The organism is Snodgrassella sp. B3882 (assembly GCF_026535915.1).
Taxonomy (GTDB): Bacteria; Pseudomonadota; Gammaproteobacteria; order Burkholderiales; family Neisseriaceae; genus Snodgrassella.
On the sequence record NZ_JAFNPF010000001.1, the window covers coordinates 1,282,297 to 1,307,569 of the forward strand.

Sequence of the window (25,273 nt, forward strand, 5' to 3'; positions counted from 1 at the left end):
GTATAATGATCAATGCAACTTATTATCCGATAAGTTGCTTTTTTGTTTGAATAGTTTATTGTATTTTATGTCTTCTCAGTTGCATTTAAAATCAAGCTTCCCATTGTTGTATCTGGCTCCTATGCAGGGGTTAATAGATGCCGAAATGCGCGATTTACTAACGCGTATTGGTGGTTTCGACAGTTGTGTAACTGAATTTGTCCGCATTACTCATACGGTGCATCATCGTTCCACTTGGTTAAAACACATGCCTGAGCTAAATCATGGTAACTTAACTCAGGCGGGAACGCCCGTAATCCTACAATTACTCGGTAGTGATGCCGAAAATCTTGCTCGTAATGCCATTAAAGCCGTTGAAATAGGTGCTCAGCAAATTGACTTAAACTTTGGTTGTCCGGCACCTACCGTAAATCAACATGCAGGTGGTGCTATTTTAATGCGTGAGCCGAAACAAATCGAACACATTGTCAGAACTGTGCGTCAAGCTCTTCCTGCACACATCACCTTAAGCGCTAAAATGCGTTTGGGATACGAGGATAAAAGTCCGGCACTTGATTGCGCTCGCGCGATAGAAGAAGCTGGAGCGCAGTTTCTCACGGTACATGCACGGACTAAAGTGGAAGGCTACCGACCTCCAGCGCATTGGGACTGGATCGCGCGCATAAAAAATCATATTTCTATTCCAGTGGTAGCCAATGGTGATGTTTTTTCACTGCAAGACTATCAAACTATCCGTGACATCAGCACCTGCGATGATGTGATGCTAGGGCGTGGCGCGGTGCAGCGACCTGATTTAGCCCGACAAATCGCTGCTTACAATAATGGCAAACTGATCGAACCAATGCAATGGGAGGAATTAGGTAGCTGGATAAAGGATTTTTTTAACCTGTGTTGTAACAAAGTTCAGGCAAACAATAAATACCCTATTGCACGTTTAAAACAATGGCTCAGCATGCTTAAACTGGCTTATCCGCAAGCCGATGACTTATTTAAGGCTATTCGCACTTCAACCACAATTGAAGACATTAACCAAATTCTACAGGTTAAATTGGGTTGAACTAAATCAGATCATTTAACGAATATTTGTGGTGTAAGAAAACGGAAATATTTATTGTAAGTTGTATAATTCATGCATCCATGTCCCTTAGTATGCAACTAAACCGTTATTCTATATGATATCAATCCTGATATCTGATTAGAATGAAAGTAGAATGGTGACCATTTATCCTATGAATAATGAGCTAAAGCAGGCAACAAAACTTTGGTTAATATGAATTATAAAGCTATTTACTCTGCTCAGAACAATGAATTGAAACATCTGAGCAAACTAATCAGTCAGTCACGATACCGCCAAAAAAACCAAATGGCTGTGCTCGAAGGTATTCACTTAATTGAAACCTTCTTACAGGCAGGGCACAGTCTACACAAACTTTATCTGCCTGCAGAGCGACTTACTCAATCGGCCATAGTTGGTTTAACAAAATGCGTCTCCTCCGATAAAATTGTGTTGGTGACAGAAAGCTTATTAAGCAGAATTAGTGATCTGACCGATTCTACCGAACCCATTGCTATGGTTGCCATCAACCAAGCTCAGCATCACGACCTTGATCAAGATACAGTAATATTAGAACGTGTTCAGGATCCGGGTAATGTTGGTACCATTTTGCGTTCTGCTCTCGCAGCTGGAATCAAACACATCATCCTTAGTAAAGATTGCTGTGATGTGTGGTCGCCTAAAGTTCTGCGTTCGGCGATGGGAGCGCATGCTTATTTGCACATCTATACCAGCGAAAATCTGGCTTTGTGGTTAAAAAATTATCCGCATCAATTGTACGCAACGGCACTAAGTCCCAAAGCTGCAAATCTGTATTCACTTGATCTTACTCTGCCAACAGGTTGGTTGTTTGGGAATGAAGGTCAGGGCTTGAGTGCGCAAATGTTAGAAATCGTGTCACAGCACGTCATGATTCCAATGGCTGGTCAAACTGAATCGCTGAATGTTGCCATGGCAGCAACAGTTTGTTTGTTTGAGCAGCTTCGTCAGCGTATTGCTGCGGACAAATGAGCAGATTGATGTTATCCTGCTTTCTTTAATAAAAATGCAAACATAAGATGTTTCAGGCATGAATAAACGAATTTTATCTGTAGTTAGTGCAATTATTCTCATCATTGTGCTCGTGTTATTGGCTTTACCTTATTATTTAGGGATAAAAGCGCAAGAAAGCTTGGAAGAACAACGAGCATTGTTAGCAAAAAATTCCTTTTTGATTATTGAAAATGATCAATATCAACGAGGCTGGTTTACCTCCACAGAAACGCTGCAGATGCGGTTTAAGCCCAGCTTTTTTGCCGGAATACAGCAGCAACTGCCGGATAATGTGCGTACCGTTTTACAAGAGCCGATTACGGTCGTTAACCATGTTCGTCATGGATTATTTGCTGATGGTATACGTCCGGTACGGGCTCATGTAAAGACAGAATTTAAATTCACTCCTCAAGCAGAACAAACTTTAGCGCGCTTTTTTGGGCAAGAAAAACCCTTAAAACTCGAGAACACCATTAATCTTTCAGGTGGTGGGGTCATGCATCTGGAGGTGGCGAAATTCAATTATGAAGAATTATCTGGTATTAAAATAAACTGGCAGGGGTTAAATACTCTTATAGACTATACTAAAGGATTCAATAGTTATAATAGCCAGACCCAAAGCCCTCAATTAGATGTAATTCTGGCGAGCAAAGGTCAATTTTCTTATCAGGATCTCAAATTAAACAGCCATACTGAAAATGGTCATACTTCCATCTCCTTGGGCAATAGTGAATTACACATTAAAAAAATGGAGTTTGAATGGAAGGACACTGACGATACCAGTATCAGACTGGATCAGTTGGTCAATCTTGTTACTGACTTGCAGATAGGTGCGTTTATCAATCCTAATGGCGGGTCTATCCCATCTAAAATTGCCGTAGATGACCTGTTTTTCACCACCCAAACTTCGGAGCAGGACAAGTGGATCAATAGCATTGGGAAATTCGGTTTTGCCCAATTACACTACGGCAATGACGATTATGGTCCATTAAATATTGATGTTTCTGCAGAACATCTTGATGCAGCCAGTTTAGCTGCTTTGAAAAATAAAATCACCCAGCTTTCTACCCAAAAGCTGGACAATGATCAGCTACGTGAAGCGATGGTGGCAGCAGTACGTCAGGAAGGATTGGGATTATTCACTCATAACCCTTTATTCAAACTGAATAGCTTCAAATTCCAGATGCCACAAGGAATGGTGGATGTTCACGGCTATCTGACTTTCAAAGATTTGGTAGCAGGAGATTTGCAACAATTAAATTTGATGCTGGATAAAACCGAATCAGAAATGGATATCGCTTTTCCCCAAGCTTTGTTAGAGAGTATTGCCGTTAATCAGGCTCGTTCACTATTCACAGTTGATGAAAGTGAAAATAGCTCTGAAGCCTTAGAAGATATCGATCAGACTATACGTATAATGATCGATAGTGTGATTAAGACCATGCAATCTAAAGGGTTTATTTCGGTCGAAAATGGAATCATTAAAACACATCTTAAAGTGTCCAAGGGTAAACTAACGCTCAATGGTAAACCCTTTACGCTTGAGTCAGATAATGATGATCCTGACGCGCTGGAAGCTTCTGCTCAGACTGCATCGGCATCTTCTTCGCAGCCTTAATTAATCTAAAAAAATCCCCTGCATTGTTGTGATGCAGGGGATTTTTTTATTCATGCAGTGCAATGCATTAAATATTTGGCTATAAAGTTACCGGACAAACATCTTTTTCCGAATCACAATGGTTTGATAATTTCATCCTGACTATTGTAGTCAGGCTTAAACCATCTATAATTTCAAATATTCGAATATTGAGCTTTTGCTTAAAATCGGCTTTAAACCATCAGAGCAGTCACAAAAAAGATCCTAATAATCGATCTATTACAACAATGCGATCATCTACAAGATTTTCAAATCATTTAGAAGTTATTGCCCCCTTAAAAAAATGGCATCTAAATCTTCTAGTCGTAGTTTTACCCACGTTGGTCGACCATGATTACATTGATTAGCGCGTTCAGTTTCTTCCATATCGCGTAAAAGAGCGTTCATTTCCGGTAGGGTCAACTTCCGACCAGCTCGAACCGAACCATGACAAGCCATGGTTGAAAGAATATGATTTTCTTGTTCCTGGATCACATGGCTGCTACCCAGTTGCCCTAAATCAGCCAAAATTTGTTGAAGCAAATTTTTTATATCACTTTTAATTAACATTGACGGTACGCTTTGTACCACAATATTTTCCTCTTGGATTGCTATATCTATCCCATAATCTTTCAAAACTTCAGCATATTCAGCAACTGTAGCTAACTCATCATTGCTACCGGCAAAACTCACTGGAATCAACAGTACCTGACTGGAGACCTGTCCATTAAGTTGCCGCTGACGCTTCATTTTCTCATAATTCACTCTTTCCGCAGAGGCATGCATATCTACCAAAATTAACGCATCTACCGTTTGAGCTAAGATATAAATATCCAATAACTGCGCGATGGCATAACCCAATGGAGGCATAGACACATCAACCGGCATTTGCGTTTCATGATCAGAAAGCGTAGTTATTCCTCGTGAATGTTCCAAATAATCTAATTCATGATCATTCTGGCTGCTGTGATTTGCACTGGCTTGATTCTGATCAGTTGATTGATACAGCTGAGCATAAGTATCCAATGCTCTTTGACTTTCCTGCAAACTCAAGGAACTTTGTACCGGCTGACGACTCATACGGTAGGGTACAGGTGAATGTGACCCATTTTTAGATGGTGTATTGCCGATATGACTTGGATTAAACAAACGTTGTACCGTATCCGGCTGATTTTGCATGATGTCGTTCAGCGCTTTTGCCGGCTGGGAAATTGATTCGGTCTGTGTCGCATTGGTGCCGGCCAAGGATTTATTTAAAGTATGAAAAACCAGTTGATGAATAACCTGACTGTGGCGGAAACGAACCTCAGTTTTAGTTGGATGAATATTGGCATCCACTTCAGTGGGCGGTAGATTAAGAAATAGGGCGAATACAGGGGTTTGTGCGACATGTAACACATCACTATACGCTTGTTTCACCGCATGCATGATTACCTTGTTGCGCACAAATCTTTGATTAACAAATATAAACTGCTGATTGCTTTTTCCTTGAGCAAATGTGGGTTTGGCGATTAAACCATGCAGTCGAATCCCATCCATGCTCTCATCAACGGACAAGCTGGCTGCAACAAATTCTTCACCCATGATCGCTGCACAACGTTCAGACAATGATTGTGCTGGTAGAGAGAAAATGACTTTACTATTATGTGATAATGTAAATGCCACTTCAGGATTGGCTAACGCCAGTCGCTCAACCATATTGCGACAGTGAGCAAATTCGGTACCGGGAGATTTAAGAAATTGTCTTCTAGCTGGAGTGTTAAAAAACAGCTCCACCACTTCTACTGTTGTACCTGGTGCGTGAGCTGCTGCTTTCGCTGCACTTTGCTTACCATCTTCTGCATAAACTTGCGTAGCGTGTTTCGCTTCAGCCTGACGACTGGTCAAAGTTAGGCGGCTAACTGAAGCAATACTCGCCAATCCTTCACCACGAAATCCCATACTGACGACTTTTTCCAGATCTTCCAACGAGCGGATTTTACTGGTGGCATGACGGTGTAAGGCTAGACTGACATCTTCCTCATTCATACCGATACCATTATCAGTTACACATAATCTTTTGATCCCACCAGCTTCTAATTCAATGTCTATTTTGCTTGCGTTAGCGTCAAGACTATTCTCGATAATTTCTTTCAACGCATTGGCTGGACGTTCAATTACCTCGCCAGCAGCGATCTGATTAATCAAATGGTCAGGTAACAAATGGATTTGAGTCATGGTTTTACCTTTGGTTATCAACTGCGGCTAAGCAATCAACCGTTCTATAGCAGTCAGTTATTTTTATGTGCACTTAGTTTGTGCCGTAATATCTCGATCACAGCAGGCAATAGGGAAATGGCAATAATAATAATCAGCGCCAAGGAAAGATTTTGTTTAATTATCGGCAGGTTACCGAAAAAATAGCCTGCATAAGAAAACAGAACTACCCAGATAACAGCACCAATACAGTTATAGCGAATAAAATGTCCATAATGCATATGCCCCATACCCGCAACAAACGGCGCAAATGTACGAACAATGGGCATAAAACGGGCAATGACAATGGTTTTACCACCATGCTTTTGATAAAATTCCTGAGTTTTATGCAAATATATTTGTTTAAATATTTTTGACTGTGGATTGGCAAATAGCCGTTGACCAAAATACTTGCCTAAGGCAAAGTTAACCGCATCACCCACTATAGCCGCGATCAACAATAGTGCTACCATCAAATGCACATTCATTTCCCCTACGGCAGCAATACTGCCCGCGGCAAATAACAAAGAATCACCAGGTAAAAACGGTGTAACCACTAAACCAGTTTCACAAAAAATCAATAAAAACAATATAGCATAAATCCAGATACCATAGTGTGCGACAATAAATTGTAAATGCTGATCGATGTGCAAAATAAAATCAATTAAAGCAGAAGTAACACTCATAATGCAGACAGATTAAAATGTAAATCGCTATTTTAACGCAAAGACTGACTCATTAGCCTTTATTTGCGTGATAAAATCCTAACAAAATTGATTAGAAGCTTTTAATAAGCATCTGCCAAACTTTCTGAAGATAATGATGATATGAGCCAATACGTATATTCCATGCTGCGCGTGAGTAAAACTGTACCACCGCAAAAACAAATTATTAAAGATATTTCCTTATCCTTTTTTCCTGGAGCCAAAATTGGTCTACTAGGACTAAATGGTGCTGGAAAATCAACAGTGTTGAAAATTATGGCCGGTGTGGATACTGAATTTGAGGGTGAAGCCATCCCCATGAGTGGTATTAAAATCGGCTATTTGCCTCAGGAACCACAACTGGACGCGGATAAAACAGTACGAGAAGAAGTTGAGTCCGGCATGGGAGAGGTTGCCGGTGCACAGAAAAGATTAGAAGAGGTTTATGCAGCCTATGCCGAACCTGATGCTGATTTTGAAGCTCTGGCTGAAGAGCAAGCTAGATTGGAAGCCATCATCACCGCTGGAGCCGGAGACAATCTAGAACATCAGCTTGAAATAGCTGCTGATGCATTACGTCTGCCAGAATGGGATGCCAAAATTAGTACATTATCCGGTGGGGAAAAGCGACGCGTTGCGTTGTGCAAACTGTTATTAAGTAAACCGGATATGTTATTACTGGATGAACCCACTAACCATCTGGATGCCGAATCTGTGGAATGGTTGGAACAATTTTTGGTTAGATTTCCAGGTACAGTAGTAGCCGTTACTCATGATCGCTATTTTCTGGATAATGCGGCTGAATGGATTTTGGAACTGGATCGAGGGCATGGTATCCCTTGGAAAGGCAATTACAGTTCATGGCTAGAACAAAAAGAGGCTCGGCTGCAAAATGAAGCAAAGGCCGAAGCAGCACGCATCAAAGCCATGAAGCAAGAGCTGGAATGGGTACGCCAAAATGCTAAGGGACGACAGGCTAAATCAAAAGCTCGTTTGGCTCGCTTCGAAGAAATGAGCAACTATGAGTACCAGAAACGCAATGAAACACAGGAAATTTTTATTCCTGTTGCGGAAAGACTGGGCAACGAAGTTATTGAATTTGATCATGTCAGCAAAAGCTTTGGCGATAAACTGCTGATTGATGATTTAAGTTTTAAAATACCTGCGGGAGCGATTGTCGGTGTTATCGGTCCAAATGGCGCGGGTAAATCTACGTTATTTAAACTGATCACCGGTCAGGAACAACCTGATATGGGGCAAGTTAAAATTGGTCAGACAGTTAAAATGTCACTGGTTGACCAAAGCCGACATGGACTGAATGCAGAAAAAACCGTGTTTGATGAAATCGCTGAAGGTCGAGATATTCTGCAAGTGGGACAGTTTGAAATTCCCGCCCGTGCATACTTAGGCAGATTTAATTTCAAAGGCAGTGACCAAAGTAAAATTGTGGGCAACTTATCCGGCGGTGAGCGCGGTCGTCTACATTTAGCCAAAACGTTAATTTCTGGTGGTAATGTCTTACTATTGGATGAACCTTCTAATGATCTTGATGTAGAGACCTTACGCGCTTTGGAAGAGGCGTTACTGGAATTTGCCGGAAGCGTTTTGGTGGTTTCTCATGATCGTTGGTTTTTAGATAGAATCGCTACCCATATTTTGGCCGCTGAAGGAGACTCTAAATGGGTATTCTTTGATGGCAATTATCAGGAATATGAGGCAGATAAAAAACGGCGTTTAGGCGAGGAGGGTGCCAAACCTAAACGCATCCGCTATAAACCAGTCACACGTTAAGCAAATCTAAACGGGCAAATTAAAACCATTTTTAATTTGTCCGTTTACTTGCCCGCTATGGTCTTTATCACCAGCCATAGCTACGATTCCAAATAAATAAAAACAGAGTGCGGCTTTTATTAAATGCCTACTTGAAAATATCCTCTTTAGCACCATCTCAACAATCAATTTCAATATCTATACAGAGAAAGATTGAGGCACTGCATGGCCGAAATTTACGATTCTCCCGAATTACAACCGACCACTATGGTAATGTTACCTTTGCGTGATGTTGTGGTTTATCCGCATATGGTGTTGCCTCTTTTTGTCGGCCGGGAAAAATCCATTGCTGCTCTAGATGCGGCGATGGAACACAATGAACCAGTGTTTTTGCTGGCGCAAAAAAATGCTGATACCGATGAACCACATGCTGATGACATGTATGACATGGGTACAGTGGCCAATATATTGCAAGTACTGAAACTGCCTGATGGTACAGTCAAAGTTTTAGTAGAAGGAATGTATCGCGCTAAAGTGACACATATTGATGAAAGCGGCCCTTATGTTGAAGCACACATTCAAGCATGCAATGACATAACCTCTGCTGAATCTGAAAATCATGAAGCATTACGCCGCACCTTATTATCACAATTTGATCAACTGGCTAAATTGAATAAAAAAATACCTGCTGAAGTGGTGACCACTATTCAGGGGATTGATGATAATAGCCGTTTAGCAGATACCATTGCGGCTCATCTGCAACTTAAATTAGATCAGCGGCAAAATATCCTGACCTTAATCGATGTGACCGCTCGTCTGGAGCATTTATTGCACCTGTTGGAAACCGAACTGGATATTTTACAGGTTGAAAAACGGATTCGCGGGCGGGTTAAACGTCAGATGGAAAAATCGCAACGTGAATACTATCTGAATGAACAGGTCAAAGCGATTCAAAAAGAATTGGGTGAAGAAGATGACGATTTGGCTGAACTTGAGGTGCAAATCCGTCGTGCCAAAATGAGTAAAGAAGCCGAGAAAAAATGTCTGGCAGAGTTCAAAAAACTACGTATGATGCCACCGATGTCGGCAGAATCAACCGTTGTGCGCAACTATATTGATACCTTATTGGACTTACCATGGAACAAAAAATCCAAAATCAGTAAAGATATAGCCAAGGCAGATCTGGTGTTGAATGCAGACCATTATGGTCTGGAAAAAGTTAAAGAACGCATACTTGAATATTTAGCCGTTCAAAAACGCATGAATCGCCTTAAAGGTCCTATTTTATGTTTGGTTGGTCCTCCAGGCGTGGGTAAAACCTCGTTGGGTGAGTCCATCGCTAAGGCCACTGGTCGTAAATATGTTCGCATGGCATTAGGTGGTGTTCATGATGAAAGCGAGATTCGTGGTCATCGTCGTACCTATATTGGTTCCATGCCGGGTAAAATTCTGCAAAATATGGCTAAGGTTGGCGTTAAAAACCCTTTATTCTTATTAGATGAAGTAGATAAATTAGGTAACGATTTTCGTGGCGATCCCGCCAGTGCGTTACTGGAAGTATTGGATCCTGAACAGAATCATTCCTTTATCGATCACTATGCGGAAGTAGAGTTTGATCTTTCTGATGTCATGTTTATTGCCACTTCCAATAGCCTAAATATTCCGACACCATTACTTGATCGTATGGAAATTATTCGTCTATCAGGATATACCGAAGATGAAAAAATCAACATTGCCAAGCAATATCTGGTGGCCAAACAGATCAAATTAAACGGAATTTTAGAAGGTGAAATCAACATCGAAGAATCCGCGATAAGAGACATCATTCGATATTACACGCGTGAGGCCGGTGTCCGTTCTCTTGATCGTGAAATTGCTAAGATCTGTCGCAAAGTAGTGATGCAACAGGCTTTAAAAGCTGAAAATTCTACTACTAAGCGTAAAAAAAGTTCTAAATTGGTGACCACAGTAATTAATGCCGAAAATTTACATGATTATCTTGGCGTACGTCGTTTCGACTACGGTGTAGCAGAAAGTGAAAACCGTATTGGACAGGTAACAGGACTTGCCTGGACCGAAGTAGGTGGTGAATTATTGACCATTGAAGCAAGCAAATTCCGCGGCAAAGGCAATATCTTACGCACCGGTAAACTGGGCGATGTGATGCAAGAATCTGTGAGTGCAGCCTGGAGTGTCGTGCGTTCTCGCGCTGAATCTCTTGGAATAGAACCAGATTTCTACGAAAAAAATGATATTCATGTCCATGTGCCAGAAGGTGCTACGCCTAAAGATGGACCCAGTGCTGGTAGTGCCATTACGTTGGCAATTGTGTCTGCATTCACCGGTATACCAGTACGAGCAGATGTTGCTATGACAGGGGAAATAACCTTGCGTGGCGAAATTCTGCCTATCGGCGGACTGAAAGAAAAACTTCTGGCCGCACTGCGCGGTGGCATTAAGCACGTGTTGATTCCACACGGTAATGTTAAGGATTTGGAAGAGATACCTGCCAATATTTGTGAGGAACTGACCATCCATCCGGTTAAATGGATAGATGAAGTCCTGACATTAGGATTGGCTTATCCACCCAGCCCATGGCAGGAAATACCACAAGAGCAGCTAATGGCTAAAACCGCTCGTAAGTCAACAACTAAAACTGTAAAACACTGATATGCAGCCATTCACCAACACTATTGGTGAATGGCTTTATTTTTGGCTGAGATTTACATTTATGCCAGTATCAACGCTTGACATACAGAATTTGAGCTTGCTATAAAGTACAGGTATTGTAATGATTAGGTGCTGGTTAGCGATTGTGCCTAACCATAATATGAACATCACAACAGAAAGGGACTTTATTGTGAATAAGTCTGAATTGATTGAAGCTATTGCCCATGAGGCTGATTTGTCTAAAGCCTCTGCAGCTAAGGCATTAGATGGCATGATCAGTGCGGTTACTAATGCTCTGAAAAGTGGCGATACAGTGACTCTGGTTGGTTTTGGTACCTTTTATGTAGGTGAACGTGCTGCCCGTGCCGGCCGTAACCCTAAAACTGGTGAGCCATTACAAATCAAGGCAGCAAAAACGCCTAAGTTCCGTGCTGGTAAAGCACTGAAAGATGCTTTGTAATCTGGTTACTTGATACAGTTAAAGGGCGGGTTATCCCGCCCTTTTTCATGTGTGTAGCAATTATGCATTATTCTGTTAATCAGCATGGTTTAGCCTGAAAAAAGACGTTACAATAACCCCCTCTTGATTGTGTTTAGAAAAGTAAGCTTATCTTATGTTCCACGTTGTCGAAAAATATAAAACTCCTGCCCAAATTATTTTGGGATTGATCTGCCTTAGTTTTGTGTTTGCTGGTGGCTATACCATCGCTGCTCCGGGTACAGACTACATTAGCAAAGTTGGCGATATTAAAATCAACATCAATGAAGTTAATGATTTGCAGCGTCGCTTTCAAAATGCTTCTAAGAGTGAGATTAGCAAACAAGATGTTTATGCATACCTGCTGGAGCAGGCATATGCTCAACAACAAGCTAAGGATCTAGGCATCTCAGCATCATTGGATCAGATCAAACAGATCATTGCCAGCGATCCCAGCTTTCAAGAAAATGGTCAATTTAGTGAAAGTAAATATCGCCAGTTTCTTGATCAAAGCGGACTGTCTGAACAAAATTTAATTGATAGCATCAACAAACAGTATGCATTACAGTCTATGCAGAATCTGCTTAAAGCCGGTAATATGGTCAGCGATGTGCAAGCTAAGCAGATCATTGATATGCTCCAATCAACACGACAAATACAATCGGTAAATTTCAATGGCGCATCTTATGCCAATCAGGTCAAAGTAGATGATGCTAAATTACAGGCTTACTATAATGCCAATAAAAAGAGGTATTTCCTCCCGCAAGGTATCAAATTTGAGTTTGTTCAAATATCTGTAGATGATTTAGCCAAAAAAGAAGTAGTCAGCCCCGAAGAACTGAAAATGGCTTATGATCAAATCCCAACTAGTGCATCAGAACCTAAACCAGAATTTGATACCATCAAACAACAATTAACCGAACAAATTCAGATGCGTAAAGCCAGTTTAGCAATTGCTAAAATCAAAGAAGAGCTGAGTGATTTGGCTTTTAAAAATCCAAAATCTTTACAACCAATCAGTGATAAACTAGGTTTGAAAATCTATAAAGACGATAAAAAATGGACAACTAAAGATATGGCAAAAGCCCAGCGAATGCCGCAAGCTTTACTAGATGCTCTGTTCAGTAATGACATATTTAATAAACGATTTAATTCTGAAGTAATTGATCTCGGTGACGGTCGTTACAGAGTTGTGCGTGCAATAGACACACGTAAAGAACATCAAGGAAATTTTGCTGAAGTAAAAGATGTGGTCGAAGAGAACTATATCGAAGATGAAAGTCAGAAATTGGCTTTAGCTGCAGCCAATGCAGCCCTTAATGATCTATTAAATGGTCGGAATCCGTCTTTATCATGGTCTGAAACTGCTGATGTTACCCCTGAACAGTTTGCTTCAGCCTTGCTGCCTAAAGAAGACTATCTGGCATGGATCAAGTCCAAGCCAATCAATGGCAAACCGGCTTATTTAATACTGAAAAAAGGGGCAGATCCTGTTCTGGTTAAAGTACATTCCATCACACCACCTAAAAATTTGACCACCATCATGCCTCAAGCTAAAGAATTGATCAGTAACAATCTAGCTCGAAATTTAGCTAGTAACAATTTTGAATGGTTACAAACTCATTACAAAATTAAAACTGGTGCTCAAAAGCTGCAAACTGATGAGCAATAAATATGAGCAATAGGCCTTGTGTTGTAACAAGGCCTTTATTGCCATTTCAACTTTCATGTTATCACTACATCAAAGATTTAAAGGATTATTGTGGTTTATATCAGTCGCCATGCCATCAGTGATAACATCATCTTCAGCCACGATTGTGTCACCAAGGCTCAATTGCAGCGACAATGTAAGAATCTAGCCTACAAGCAACACACTTTCTCCCAACTCAGCGTTCAAGATCGTTCACATCTATTATTAGCATTGGCTCAAAAAATCGAGCTAAATAAAAACTCTTTAGCTTATCAGATTTGCATTGAAGTAGGTCGTTGCTTACGTGAATGTGAAGCAGAAATCAATAAATCTATTGCATTAATCCGCTATTACGCCCATCTTGCCCCCGAGCTATTAGCCAATAAAACCATCGCTACACAGGCCAGTCTCAGTCAAGTACGGTTTGAACCTTTAGGTACCTTGCTGGCTATCATGCCGTGGAATTATCCAATTTGGCAAATTTTACGCTTTGCTATACCTGCACTTTGTGCCGGTAACGCCTGCATGATCAAGCCAGCACCAACAGTCGGTCAAGTTAGTCAAATGTTATTTGAATTGGTCGATGAACAGTTGCCATTTGAGTTAGTGTGGTTAAATACCGATGATACTGAAACAGCCATCGCACAGACCCAAGCACTGGCATTTACCGGTTCGGCTGCGACAGGGCGTCAACTGGCTTCGATGGCTGGCAAATACTTACGAAAATCAGTACTTGAACTTGGTGGCAGTAATGCATTTATCGTGCTGGATGACGCCGATATTGAACAAGCTGCCCAAGACGCTTGTTACTCTCGATTTCGCGATGCTGGACAATCTTGTAATGCAGCCAAACGAATCATCGTTTGTACTGAGGTGGCTGATAAATTCATTACTGCCTTAGTCAAGCATACCCAAAAACTGAAAATGGGTGCTCCTTGGCTAGCAGAAACCACACTAGGTCCATTACACCGAGCTGATTTGCGTCAACAAGTACATGCTCAGGTCACTGACGCAGTTGAACATGGTGCAACGTGCTTAGTGGGTGGAAACATACCCGAATATGAACAAGGTTGGTTTTACCCAGCCACCATCTTGGATAATGTCAATCCCGCTTGTCGTGTCTATCACGAAGAAGTATTTGGACCAGTTGCGAGTATTTTAAGAGCTAAAGATTCGCTACATGCCATCGCGTTGGCGAATGATAATCCCTATGGACTAGGTGCCAGCATCTACACCCAAAACAATCAACATGCTTGGGATCTAGCCCGGCAACTGACTGTGGGCAGTGTGTTTATCAATCGACATACCAGTAGCGACCTAAGATTACCTTTTGGCGGAGTTAAAGACTCCGGATTTGGTCGTGAATTATCAGAATTTGGTATTTATGAATTTGTAAATGTTAAATCATATTGGCAAAAGTAATTTCTTCCACTGTATCCATACCATTTATACTTAAATGAATGTAAGATGTTATATCTGTATTTTTTTGCTGAAATGATTGATTTAATTAATATTAAGGTACATAAGCTATGATTGTAACCAGATACCGTTACTGGTTAATCGCAGGAATAATTTTTGGCTTTATCGCCTTAATTTGGCTGATTATGCCAGAAGCAAAAGAACCTGTTGTTGCCAAAGTGAGCAATGAAAAGATTGTGCAACAGGTTCAAGCTGAAGATAAACCACCCATTACATCAACCAGTGCATCAGAACCTAAGCAAACATCAGTTAACCCCATAGTGGACAAGCCCACTGATGAATTTGCACTGCCAATCGACAAGTTACAGCAGTTATTACCAGCTAATAAAGAAGGCAAAGTAGAATTAACTTACCCAGATGGACAAAAGAAAATTCAAGGTAAATTAGAAAACGGTAAACCAGTGGGGCTTTGGCGCAATTGGTATGCAAATGGACAATTGGCATTAGAAATGTCGTGGAAACAGGGTTTGCCTAATGGAAAAACCAGAAGTTGGTACATGAACGGGCAACGACGCGGAGAAATTAATTTTGTTAATGGTCAGGCACATGGACGTTGGCAGCGCTGGTACAACAATGGACAAATCAAGCAGGACATGCATGTTAATCATGGTGTCGTCCAAACCATGACTAAATGGGATGAACAAGGACATTTGATCGCAGATCTGGCTGTGAATGATAATCAGGTTAGTGGCGTAGTTCTAAGCTGGTATGATTCCGGAGCGAAAAAAAGCGAATCTGTGTTTGAAAAAAATGAACTTGTGCGCAAAGTTGAATGGGATGAGGATGGCAATATTGTTGATTTGAATGATAATTAATTCCGATATTATTTATTCTCAAAATAAATATCTTTGTGTAAACCACAGCGAGGATTAAAATTTGCCTGACAAAATGGACATTGATAGTGTTGATATTGTGCATACGTCAGGCAGTTCTTACATTGACCACACATGACCGGTTTGCTATTTCTGATGTCTATTGCCTTAAAAGGATGGTCGCAGAGCTGATCATGGCATTGATAACAGGCATAATACTGTTTACATTCTCCACACTGTAATGCAACTATGTCCAGATCAGTATGATAATGCAGACAACGTCCGCAAGAGTCAATTTCAATACCTTTTATCATGGCATTTCCATTTGATTTATTGGTTACTTAAAAGCGCAAATTATTGAATCATGTAATGGTTTAATAATCAACATAAAAGCCAAATTACTGTTGCTATGCGTGGTGATCTGGTCTACATGAAATCCCCAGCTAAACAAGCTAAAAACCGAATCCATAATAGATTCGGTTTCAAATGATGATTACGCTGGTATTAATTTTTAGATAAATTACATGCGTTCAATTAAAGCTTGGCCAAAAGCAGAACATGACACTTCTTTGGCACCATCCATCATACGGGCAAAATCATATGTCACAATTTTATCTGCAATCGCTTTTTCGATAGATTTGATGACCAAATCGGCCGCTTCTTTCCAACCTAAATGACGTAACATCATTTCAGCAGAAAGTATCAAAGATCCCGGATTCACTTTGTCCTGACCAGCATATTTTGGCGCAGTTCCATGAGTTGCTTCAAATACGGCGTATTCATCAGAAATATTGGCACCTGGCGCAATACCGATACCACCTACCTGTGCAGCCAAAGCGTCTGAAATATAATCACCATTTAAATTCAAAGTGGCAATGACATCGTATTCAGCTGGGCGAGTTAGAATTTGTTGCAGGAAGGCATCGGCAATGCAATCTTTCACAACAATGTTTTTACCGGTTTTTGGATTTTTGAATTCACACCAAGGTCCATCCCCAATCAAGGTAGCCCCGAATTCATTTTTAGCCACTTCGTAAGACCAGTCACGGAATCCACCTTCAGTGAATTTCATGATGTTTCCCTTATGAACAATGGTCACGCTATCACGATCATTGTTAATGGCATATTGAATGGCAGCACGAGTCAATCGTTGACTACCTTCTTTTGACACGGGTTTAATGCCAATGCTGGAGGTTTGTGGGAAGCGAATTTTACTTACACCCATCTCGCCTTGCAGAAAATGAATGATTTTCTTAGCATCGTCAGTTTCAGCCAGCCATTCGATACCGGCATAAATATCTTCGGTATTTTCACGGAAGATGACCATATTGACTTTGCTCGGATCTTTAACAGGGGAAGGAACACCATTAAAATATTGTACAGGACGTACACATTGATAAAGATCCAATTGCTGACGAATGGCCACATTTAAAGATCGGATGCCACCACCAACCGGTGTAGTCATAGGTCCTTTAATGGCTACTTTATATTCCTTAATGGCTTCCAATGTTTCGTCTGGTAACCAGGCATTCTCACCATACAGTTGGGTGGCCTTTTCACCGGCGTAGATTTCCATCCAGACAATTTTTTTGGCTCCGTTATACGCTTTAGCCACAGCAGCATCAATAACATCTTTCATAACAGGTGTTATATCAACGCCAATACCATCGCCTTCAATAAATGGAATAATTGGATCATTAGGAATAGCCTGACCTAGTACGATTTTATGACCTTCGGTTGGTACTTTAATATGACTCATGGTAGCTCCTGTGATGTTACCTTAAAGATACTTAATCGCTACTCCCTCTAGCGATTAACAGTCTTTATTATGCGTTATTTTCTTAACTTAATCCAGAGGTATATATGTGAAAGTATTAGTTATTGTTTTTATTAATTAATTTTAATTAATACTGGTAAATTAAGCCTGACAAACATCTAATTCAGAGTCGTCTGCCCATAATTGAGGCTGATAAGAAAAATGATCAAAATGACTGATGCCCAAACCGATTAAGCGATATTGTTGATGAGCATCTTTGGGCATGCGGTTGAGCAATTTAAGTGCAGCAGCGGTCAGAACTTGTTCATCCACTAAAGCAGAAGAATAGGTTTGAGAGCGTGTGAAAGTCTGAAAATGGGCATTTTTTAATTTAAGGGTAATACATTTACCATATAATTTCTTTTGCTGGACCATTGTGGTTATAGACTTAGCCAGCTCGGGGATGTGATTCGCAATCTGAAGCAGATCTTCATTTTTTTCTAAGGTGATTTCCGTTGAAATCTGCTGCCGATCTCGGTCTGGCATGACTGCTCGATCATCATGACCATGCGCAAGATCATACAGCCTATGTCCCCAGCGTCCAAAATAATGCACCAACATATGCCTGTCGATTTGGCTTAAATCACCCACAGTGTGCCAGCCTAAAGCATGCATTTTCTCTTCCGTGACTTTTCCAATGCCGGGTATTTTACCTAATGGCAATTGTTGTAGAAATTGATTCACCTGTGACGGAGCAATAACGAACTGACCATTGGGTTTATGCCAATCAGACGCAATTTTAGCCAAAAATTTATTTGGCGCAATTCCGGCAGAAGCCGTTAAACCGGTTTCATTGAAAATACTTTGTCTAATCTCTCTGGCAATATCACGCGCATAAATTAAATGTCCTTGATAATCTGTCACATCCAGATAGGCTTCATCTAAGGCCACGGGTTCAATGATTTTAGTATAGCGTTGCAGGATCGAATGCACCTGCTGAGACATTTGGCGATATTTTTTAAAATCCGGAGGAAGGTAGATCGCCTGCGGACAAAGACGTTTGGCCACGGCCACTGACATGGCAGAATGTAATCCAAATTGACGAGCGGGATAAGAGGCAGCACAAATGACAGATCTGGGACGTGTCCCCGCAACCACGACAGGTTGACCAATTAAATCAGGACGGTTGAGTAATTCTACAGATGCATAGAAAGCATCCATATCAATATGTATTATTTTTCGCTCATGCATGGCACAGATAAAACGGTTTCACTGGCTTTTTGTGGCACAGTTGTTTTCACGCATACTGTGCCACGTAGCTAAACTTAATGTAAGCTATAGCCTTTTAAATAATTGATACGTTCGTTGGTTAATTTAGTTTCACATTGTAGATAGGTGTATTCAGATTGAACACTACTTTTTGCATTGGCTGCTTGAGCCTTACACTGACTCACTTTATTTTCGATCCACTTACGTTCTTCTGGACGCAAGGTATTGCGTACTGAATCATCTAAATTAACCCACAGATGATTAATATTGTTGTTGGCATTGGCATTATTATCACGTGCTTCCTGTAATTGGCGCGCACTGATTTGATTGCCGTTAACATTATTTTCAACTGAATTGGTACGATTATTATTCACAGTGGTTGTCACCACAGATTGACCGTTTAAAATAGCACTGGCTTTTTGTGCCTCGACACTAATCTGATCAACCGGTTTCACCTGTGCGCCTGGATTGTGAATTAAAGTCAGTGCATCAGCACGATGATATAAATGACCACCTACATTGACAGTATCTTTCACTCCATAAGCCAATAAAGCGTTACCCAGAGTTATGGCTACATTTTGAATGGCGGATTTATCGTAATCTGAGCCCAATGTTGCTGTGGCTGAAGCAGCTGAACCAGCTTTGATAGAACTGCCCAATGGTGTGTATTGAAATGGTTTAGTGAACACATTATTTTGCATAGTAAAACCATTACTTTGCAATTGCTCTTTAATGTGCGCAGCATAATCAGTTTTGCCATTCACTAATGGGGCATAAGTCTGAATATCTTTCCAAATATTTTCTGGCACAGTGATACTCAAATTGCTGTTACAAACTTGTTTGTTGTTGGCGTCTTTACCTAATTCAGCAGCAGATAATGATACCGTCAATTCTTTTGCCGCTGACATCACTTTATCAGCATCTACAAAATGACGTGCATCGCTTTGAACAAATTGGTTAGCATTATTATCGATAACTGTCTGTAAGGTTTTTTGAATTTCGCTACTTAACTGAGGATTGTCGCAACTCAGTGGTTCAAGACCTTTTTCCTCTTTTGATTTAGAACAGGCAGTCAATGCCATTGCACCAATAAGTCCGTAGATAAATAAATTTTTTTTCATGTTTTTCCTCAGTTGTGTTGTAATAGGTAACTGGGATAATATCAAAAAAAATTTGTTGATTACTGTTTTAAAAGGTAATTTTTTATTATTTACCTATAATAACCGCTACTGAACAGATCAAAATATGTTCATTCAGTAGCGGTAAAATATTGATGATATCAGCGTAATCTATCAATAACTGCGTAGATCGGACTCAGGATTGCTTCACCCAATCGTAATGAACGCTGTCCATTCCAACCAAAGTCATCATCTGGCCATTGATGATTGTCTTTAAAGGGCATTTCTAAAGTATAAGCGAGACATTTAAAGGTTTCGCCGACATATGATGTGGCAATCGCCAAATTGGCTTGTCCTGGCGCATCTTTTTCATAACCATAACGATCCTGAAAATCCGGACTGGCAGCAAGAAAGGCTTGGACAAATTGCTGTTGTAACTGTTGCAGACGGGTATTAAACGAAGGAATGCCTTCATTTCCAGCCAAAAATACATAGGGTAGAGATTCATCGCCATGAATATCCAGATACAGGTCGACGCCGGTCTCATGCATTTTCTGCCGCACATAAAACACTTCTGGACTGCGTTCAATTGAAGGTTCTAACCATTCTCGATTTAAGTTTGCACCGCAAGCATTAGTGCGCAGATTACCTAAGGCAGAACCATCAGGATTCATATTGGGCACAATATAAAATGTAGCTCGATCCAGCAATGCTCTTGAGGTAGGGTCCTGATGGTCAAGCAAGCGACCGAGCAAACCTTCCACAAACCATTCTGCCATGGTTTCACCCGGATGCTGACGGGCAGTGATCCAGATTTTCAAATCGCTGGCAGCCTGATTACCAATGGTCAGCAGATTAATATCTCGTCCTTGTAGGGTACTGCCCAAATCATTAATCTGACACAAACCACTACTTTGAGAATCTCCCAACAGATTTAAATGTTGTTCATAGGAGTAGGGCTCAAAATACGCATAGTAAACACTATTTGCCAGTGGAGTATGGTTAATGCTTAAAACACCATCTTCATAACTGGTAGGCACTCGGAACCAGTTAATGCGGTCATAAGAACACATGGCCGCATAATCTTGCCAGCCTTCAGGATAAGCAGATTCTTTAGCATTGATAAAATGAAAGTGCAAATTTTGATAGGCTACACCTTGGGCTCTAAAATAAAACCACTGACGATATTCGGCTGCATTATCTTTGGGTAGTTTTAACAGAATATTGTTTAAATCACTGATATCAACAATTTCAATATTGCCCCCATCAAACTGGGTACTGATTTTAAGCATGCAGCAAATTTCCTATGAGCTGTTGAAATATGAAAACTTAGATCTTTTGTTGTTATTTTAGCATTTTTAAATGCGGTTTTATAGCTCAGCTTAAACGCACGTTGTAGGATGGTTAAGGCTTAACAATTGATAGTCAAGATTGTTTTTTAAGGTTTTTTTGCTTAAGTTAACCTCTATCATTTGAAATAGTTCAAACTCAATGAATCTGAATTTTACTGAAGTTGCAGTGGGTCAAGTTAAACTGTGTTTGTTCTTGTCATCTATTTTTATCGATGGTATTTAGATAGGTTGCCGTTTCAGTTGGTCACTTTCCATTGCGCCTATAGGCTTATGAATATTGAGCAACAAATCGCGCCATTAATGGCTCTAGGTCAATATTATAAAAATTTAATCAGTTGGTTTCTGATCTTCCAATTTGATTGGATAGGCATCACCGGTAAATTTAGGTTGTTTGTGGGTGATATATAAATCAATGATTGATTTCAATCTGGCTAAAAATTCACGCGAGATGACTTTCATATAATTGACGCCTGAAGGAGAATCTACAGCATAACATTGCGTAGATAAGTGATATTTATTAGCAATAAATATGGCTCGCTCACAATGAAATTGTTGGGTGATAATGGTAAATTCATCTAATTTAAACACTTGTTGCGCACGGACAATTGAATCAAGGGTGCGTAAACCGGCATAATCTAAGGTCATTGCTGAAGCCGGTATGCCAGCTGCAATCAGATCCTGCTGCATGGTTTTAGGCTCATTATAATAGGCTTTGGAATGATCACCGCTTAATAATAAATGCTGTACTTTTCCTTCTTTATAAAGCCGAATTGCCCCTTCGATACGATATTGATAAAACGGATTAAGTTGTCCATTACGCAGATATTTTGCGGTCCCCAATACTAATCCAACTGATCGTGGGGTAATTTGATTGATATCACTGGTGGTTTGTTCTTTACCCAAATGCATAATTAGGGGGAAGGCAACGGCGAAAGTAGCAATCAGCAACAAAAGCAAAGAAATAATAATAATCTTAATTCGTTTTTGTTTAAGGAAATGAACGCGCATTTATCGGTTAAATTTCTAAAAAAGGGTTGATAAAAGGATTAAAAAGATCGTGGCAGGAATTATAACCGCAATGCACAAAAATATATGCAATAAAATCATCTTAGGGCGATAAATTTAACCTAAATAGTATTGAATAAATGGTTTGCAATATTCAAAAAAATTTATAAATGATAAATTTTTAGGCGTAAAAGTCTTCATTCAGCTAAAATAGCCAGTATTTTTCCACTTTCTGGTCTACATCATTCTAGAAAGTGCTTGATTGAATGACTTAAATATATTTGGCTTAAATGAATAATATACGCAATTTCTCTATTATCGCCCATATTGACCATGGTAAGTCGACCTTGGCTGACCGTTTTATTCAATATTGTGGTGGGCTAGAAAACCGTGAAATGAGTGCTCAGGTGCTCGACTCGATGGATATCGAAAAAGAACGTGGTATTACCATTAAAGCTCAGACAGCTGCTCTGAATTATACTGCACGCGATGGTCAGACCTATCAGCTTAATTTAATTGATACTCCAGGACATGTGGATTTTTCCTATGAAGTATCGCGTTCTTTATCCGCTTGTGAAGGTGCATTGCTGGTGGTTGACGCTTCTCAAGGAGTAGAGGCTCAGACTGTAGCCAATTGCTATACAGCCATTGATCTGGGCGTTGAAGTGATACCGGTGTTAAATAAAATTGATTTACCGGCAGCAGAGCCTGAACGGGTGATTGAAGAAATTGAAGACATCATCGGCATTGAGGCCGTTGATGCAGTGCACTGCTCAGCCAAGAGTGGGGTAGGTATACAAGACGTTCTGGAAGAAATAGTTCAGAAAGTACCAGCTCCCAGCGGGGACGAGCAAGCACCCTTAAAAGCGTTGATCATCGATTCGTGGTTTGATAACTATGTTGGCGTAGTGATGCTGATTCGCATGATAGACGGTAAAGTCCGCCTTAAAGATAAAGTGCGTTTTATGGCCACAGGGGCGGAAACGCTGGTGGAACAATTGGGTGTGTTCACGCCAAAATCTGTCCATAAGCCTGAATTGAAAGCCGGAGAGGTGGGTTTCCTGATTACCGGTATTAAGGAACTGGGTTCGGCTAAAGTCGGAGACACCATTACCTTGGTGCGCGAACCTGCCGCTGAACCGTTACCTGGTTTCAAAGAGGTGCAGCCGCAGGTGTTTGCCGGTTTATATCCGGTAGAGAGTCATGACTATGAGGCGTTGCGTGAAGCACTGGAAAAATTGCAACTGAATGATGCTGCCTTAAAATTTGAACCAGAAGTATCACAAGCTTTGGGCTTTGGCTTTCGCTGCGGTTTTCTCGGTTTACTGCATCTGGAAATTGTGCAGGAACGTTTGGAACGTGAGTTTGATATGGATCTCATTACTACTGCGCCAACAGTGGTCTATGAAATCATGCTCAAGAGCGGCGAACGAATCGAAATTGAAAACCCGTCTAAATTACCTGATATTGGTAGTGTTGAAGCCATTTATGAACCTATTATTACCGCTACTATTTTGGTTCCGCAAGAGTACGTTGGCGCGGTGATGACTTTGTGTAACCAAAAACGCGGGGTACAGAAGAACATGCAGTATATGGGTCGGCAAGTGATGCTGACCTATGATATGCCGATGAATGAAGTGGTCATGGACTTTTTTGATAAGCTTAAATCGACTTCGCGCGGTTATGCCTCTCTGGATTACGAGTTTCTCGAATTCAGAGCTGCCGATCTGGTTAAACTGGATATTCTGGTCAACAGTGAAAAAGTGGATGCACTGAGTTTGATTGTGCATCGCAGCAATTCGGTTTATCGTGGTCGAGAATTGGTGGCTAAAATGCGTGAACTGATTCCAAGACAGATGTTTGATATTGCTGTTCAAGCAGCCATCGGTGGCAAAATTATTGCGCGCGAAAACGTCAAAGCATTACGCAAAAATGTTTTAGCCAAATGTTATGGCGGTGATATTACCCGTAAGAAAAAACTGTTGGAAAAACAAAAAGCTGGTAAAAAACGCATGAAGCAGGTCGGGAATGTTGAGATTCCGCAATCGGCCTTTTTAGCGATTTTACAAGTTGGAGATTAATGGATGTCAAATACAATGATTATCGGCGCCTGTGTTGTGCTGGTACTGGGAATTTTATTATTTTTTAAAAGTAACAAAAAGCGTGATGAAAAAGGCGAATGGAGTGCCCAGTTGCAATGGGGCTATCTGTTGATTCTGATTGGTGCGTTTGGTCTTCTCTCTATTGTTTTAAGCTTCACCGCGGTTTTATTGCTTTTTGTCTTCATTACCGGAGTAAGTTGGTTTAGACATCGACAAATTCGCAAACAGAATCCAGAGCATGAGGACAATAATCATTTCACCGATTATATGAGTGGATTTTTCCCTATTATTCTGGTGGTCTTTATATTGCGGACCTTCATTGCTGAACCGTTTCAAATCCCATCTAGCTCAATGCGTCCTGGTTTGATTCCCGGGGATTTTATTCTGGTTAACAAATTCAGTTACGGTGTTCGTGTACCTATTCTGAATAATGTATTGGTGCCAACCGGTAAAGTTGCGCGCGGAGATGTGGTCGTGTTTAATTACCCCGAAAACACCCGCATTAATTATATTAAACGTGTCATTGGTTTGCCTGGCGATACGGTCACTTATAAAGATAAAGTTTTGACCATCAATGGCCAAACTATCAATCCTCAACACCTGCCTCGGGAGTATCAGTATACCGATACTATCCCAGGATATGGAGCGGTTACCTTAAAAGCTGAAACCTTCCAAGAACAATTAAACGATAAATCGATTGCGATTTTACAAATTCCGCAACAGCCTGCGGTCATTTTACAAGGGGTACACGTCAATTTTCCAGATCGTGAGTTATGCACTTACTTCGCTGATGGCAGTGGATTTAGCTGTAAAGTCCCTGAAGGTAAATATTTTATGATGGGTGACAATCGCGATAACAGTGAAGACAGCCGCTACTGGGGCTTTGTTGATGATAAGCTTTTGGTCGGTAAAGCATTTTTGATTTGGTTGAATTTGGGTGATTTTAGTCGCATCGGCACCAGAATCAATTAACTATGCAGAAAACGGGCACGCTCATCGATGTGGGCGTGCCCTGAAATATTATTTGCAGGGATAATTTTTAACTTTGAGTTAATATCGTACTCGTTGTTAAAGTTGAAATTTAAACAATTAGTTAAGTTTGCTGCCCATT

At 40.6% G+C, this 25,273-nt stretch carries 19 protein-coding genes; 11 read left to right on the forward strand and 8 right to left on the reverse strand.

Annotation, left to right across the window (positions count from 1 at the left end; genetic code table 11):
* Window positions 1-67 precede the first annotated feature (67 nt).
* From J3U68_RS05440 to J3U68_RS05450, 3 genes are all read left to right on the forward strand, one after another.
* A complete protein-coding gene (locus J3U68_RS05440) occupies window positions 68-1,057 on the forward strand; it encodes a tRNA dihydrouridine synthase (RefSeq protein WP_267375350.1) in 990 nt (329 codons plus the stop codon).
* Window positions 1,058-1,270: 213 nt separating this feature from the next.
* Window positions 1,271-2,065: a TrmH family RNA methyltransferase gene (locus tag J3U68_RS05445; protein ID WP_267375351.1), complete on the forward strand. Its 795-nt coding sequence runs from the start codon at window positions 1,271-1,273 to the stop codon at window positions 2,063-2,065.
* Window positions 2,066-2,123: 58 nt separating this feature from the next.
* The gene (locus J3U68_RS05450; protein ID WP_267375352.1) at window positions 2,124-3,704 is read left to right on the forward strand and encodes a YdgA family protein; all 1,581 of its coding nucleotides are present in this window, start codon (window positions 2,124-2,126) and stop codon (window positions 3,702-3,704) included.
* Between the two features lie 303 nt (window positions 3,705-4,007).
* On the opposite strand, the gene mutL is transcribed toward J3U68_RS05450, so the two are convergent.
* The gene (gene mutL, locus J3U68_RS05455) at window positions 4,008-5,939 is read right to left on the reverse strand and encodes a DNA mismatch repair endonuclease MutL (protein ID WP_267375354.1); all 1,932 of its coding nucleotides are present in this window, start codon (window positions 5,937-5,939) and stop codon (window positions 4,008-4,010) included.
* A gap of 53 nt (window positions 5,940-5,992) precedes the next feature.
* Entirely contained in the window at window positions 5,993-6,643 is a 651-nt protein-coding gene (locus tag J3U68_RS05460) for a DedA family protein (RefSeq protein ID WP_267375356.1), read from the reverse strand.
* A gap of 141 nt (window positions 6,644-6,784) precedes the next feature.
* Here J3U68_RS05460 and ettA point away from each other — a divergent pair, with 141 nt between their 5' ends.
* The 6 genes from ettA (at window position 6,785) to J3U68_RS05490 (ending at window position 15,563) form a co-directional block, all read left to right on the forward strand.
* Window positions 6,785-8,452, forward strand: a complete 1,668-nt coding sequence (gene ettA / locus J3U68_RS05465; protein WP_267375357.1) for an energy-dependent translational throttle protein EttA — start codon at window positions 6,785-6,787, stop codon at window positions 8,450-8,452.
* Between the two features lie 246 nt (window positions 8,453-8,698).
* The gene (gene lon / locus J3U68_RS05470) at window positions 8,699-11,101 is read left to right on the forward strand and encodes an endopeptidase La (RefSeq protein ID WP_267376219.1); all 2,403 of its coding nucleotides are present in this window, start codon (window positions 8,699-8,701) and stop codon (window positions 11,099-11,101) included.
* Between the two features lie 190 nt (window positions 11,102-11,291).
* Window positions 11,292-11,561 carry an HU family DNA-binding protein gene (locus tag J3U68_RS05475; protein ID WP_267375358.1) on the forward strand — a complete coding sequence of 90 codons (270 nt, stop codon included), beginning with the start codon at window positions 11,292-11,294 and terminating at the stop codon, window positions 11,559-11,561.
* Window positions 11,562-11,715: 154 nt separating this feature from the next.
* Complete coding sequence (locus tag J3U68_RS05480) at window positions 11,716-13,251, forward strand: peptidylprolyl isomerase (RefSeq protein WP_267375360.1); 1,536 nt, start codon at window positions 11,716-11,718, stop codon at window positions 13,249-13,251.
* Between the two features lie 99 nt (window positions 13,252-13,350).
* Window positions 13,351-14,691 carry an aldehyde dehydrogenase family protein gene (locus J3U68_RS05485; protein ID WP_416384657.1) on the forward strand — a complete coding sequence of 447 codons (1,341 nt, stop codon included), beginning with the start codon at window positions 13,351-13,353 and terminating at the stop codon, window positions 14,689-14,691.
* A gap of 107 nt (window positions 14,692-14,798) precedes the next feature.
* Window positions 14,799-15,563 (forward strand): toxin-antitoxin system YwqK family antitoxin, encoded by a 765-nt coding sequence (locus tag J3U68_RS05490; RefSeq protein ID WP_267375363.1) that lies wholly within the window; start codon window positions 14,799-14,801, stop codon window positions 15,561-15,563.
* 8 nt (window positions 15,564-15,571) lie between these two features.
* Here J3U68_RS05490 and J3U68_RS05495 read toward each other — a convergent pair whose 3' ends face one another.
* The 6 genes from J3U68_RS05495 to J3U68_RS05520 all read right to left on the reverse strand — a co-directional run bounded on the left by J3U68_RS05495 (window position 15,572) and on the right by J3U68_RS05520 (window position 22,063).
* A complete protein-coding gene (locus J3U68_RS05495; protein WP_267375364.1) occupies window positions 15,572-15,874 on the reverse strand; it encodes a CHY zinc finger protein in 303 nt (100 codons plus the stop codon).
* A 206-nt stretch (window positions 15,875-16,080) separates the two neighbouring features.
* Entirely contained in the window at window positions 16,081-17,319 is a 1,239-nt protein-coding gene (gene icd / locus J3U68_RS05500) for an NADP-dependent isocitrate dehydrogenase (protein WP_267375366.1), read from the reverse strand.
* Between the two features lie 159 nt (window positions 17,320-17,478).
* Window positions 17,479-18,567, reverse strand: coding sequence for a DNA polymerase IV (gene dinB, locus J3U68_RS05505; RefSeq protein WP_267375368.1), 1,089 nt, complete (start codon window positions 18,565-18,567; stop codon window positions 17,479-17,481).
* Window positions 18,568-18,641: 74 nt separating this feature from the next.
* The gene (locus tag J3U68_RS05510) at window positions 18,642-19,706 is read right to left on the reverse strand and encodes a lysozyme inhibitor LprI family protein (protein ID WP_267375370.1); all 1,065 of its coding nucleotides are present in this window, start codon (window positions 19,704-19,706) and stop codon (window positions 18,642-18,644) included.
* 158 nt (window positions 19,707-19,864) lie between these two features.
* Window positions 19,865-20,995 carry a M14 family metallopeptidase gene (locus J3U68_RS05515; RefSeq protein ID WP_267375372.1) on the reverse strand — a complete coding sequence of 377 codons (1,131 nt, stop codon included), beginning with the start codon at window positions 20,993-20,995 and terminating at the stop codon, window positions 19,865-19,867.
* A gap of 387 nt (window positions 20,996-21,382) precedes the next feature.
* The gene (locus tag J3U68_RS05520; protein WP_267375374.1) at window positions 21,383-22,063 is read right to left on the reverse strand and encodes a SanA/YdcF family protein; all 681 of its coding nucleotides are present in this window, start codon (window positions 22,061-22,063) and stop codon (window positions 21,383-21,385) included.
* A 287-nt stretch (window positions 22,064-22,350) separates the two neighbouring features.
* Between J3U68_RS05520 and lepA the strand changes: the two genes are divergently transcribed.
* Both lepA and lepB read left to right on the forward strand, forming a co-directional pair.
* The gene (gene lepA, locus J3U68_RS05525; RefSeq protein WP_267375375.1) at window positions 22,351-24,141 is read left to right on the forward strand and encodes a translation elongation factor 4; all 1,791 of its coding nucleotides are present in this window, start codon (window positions 22,351-22,353) and stop codon (window positions 24,139-24,141) included.
* Between the two features lie 3 nt (window positions 24,142-24,144).
* Entirely contained in the window at window positions 24,145-25,134 is a 990-nt protein-coding gene (lepB, locus tag J3U68_RS05530; RefSeq protein ID WP_267375376.1) for a signal peptidase I, read from the forward strand.
* Window positions 25,135-25,273: the final 139 nt, after the last annotated feature.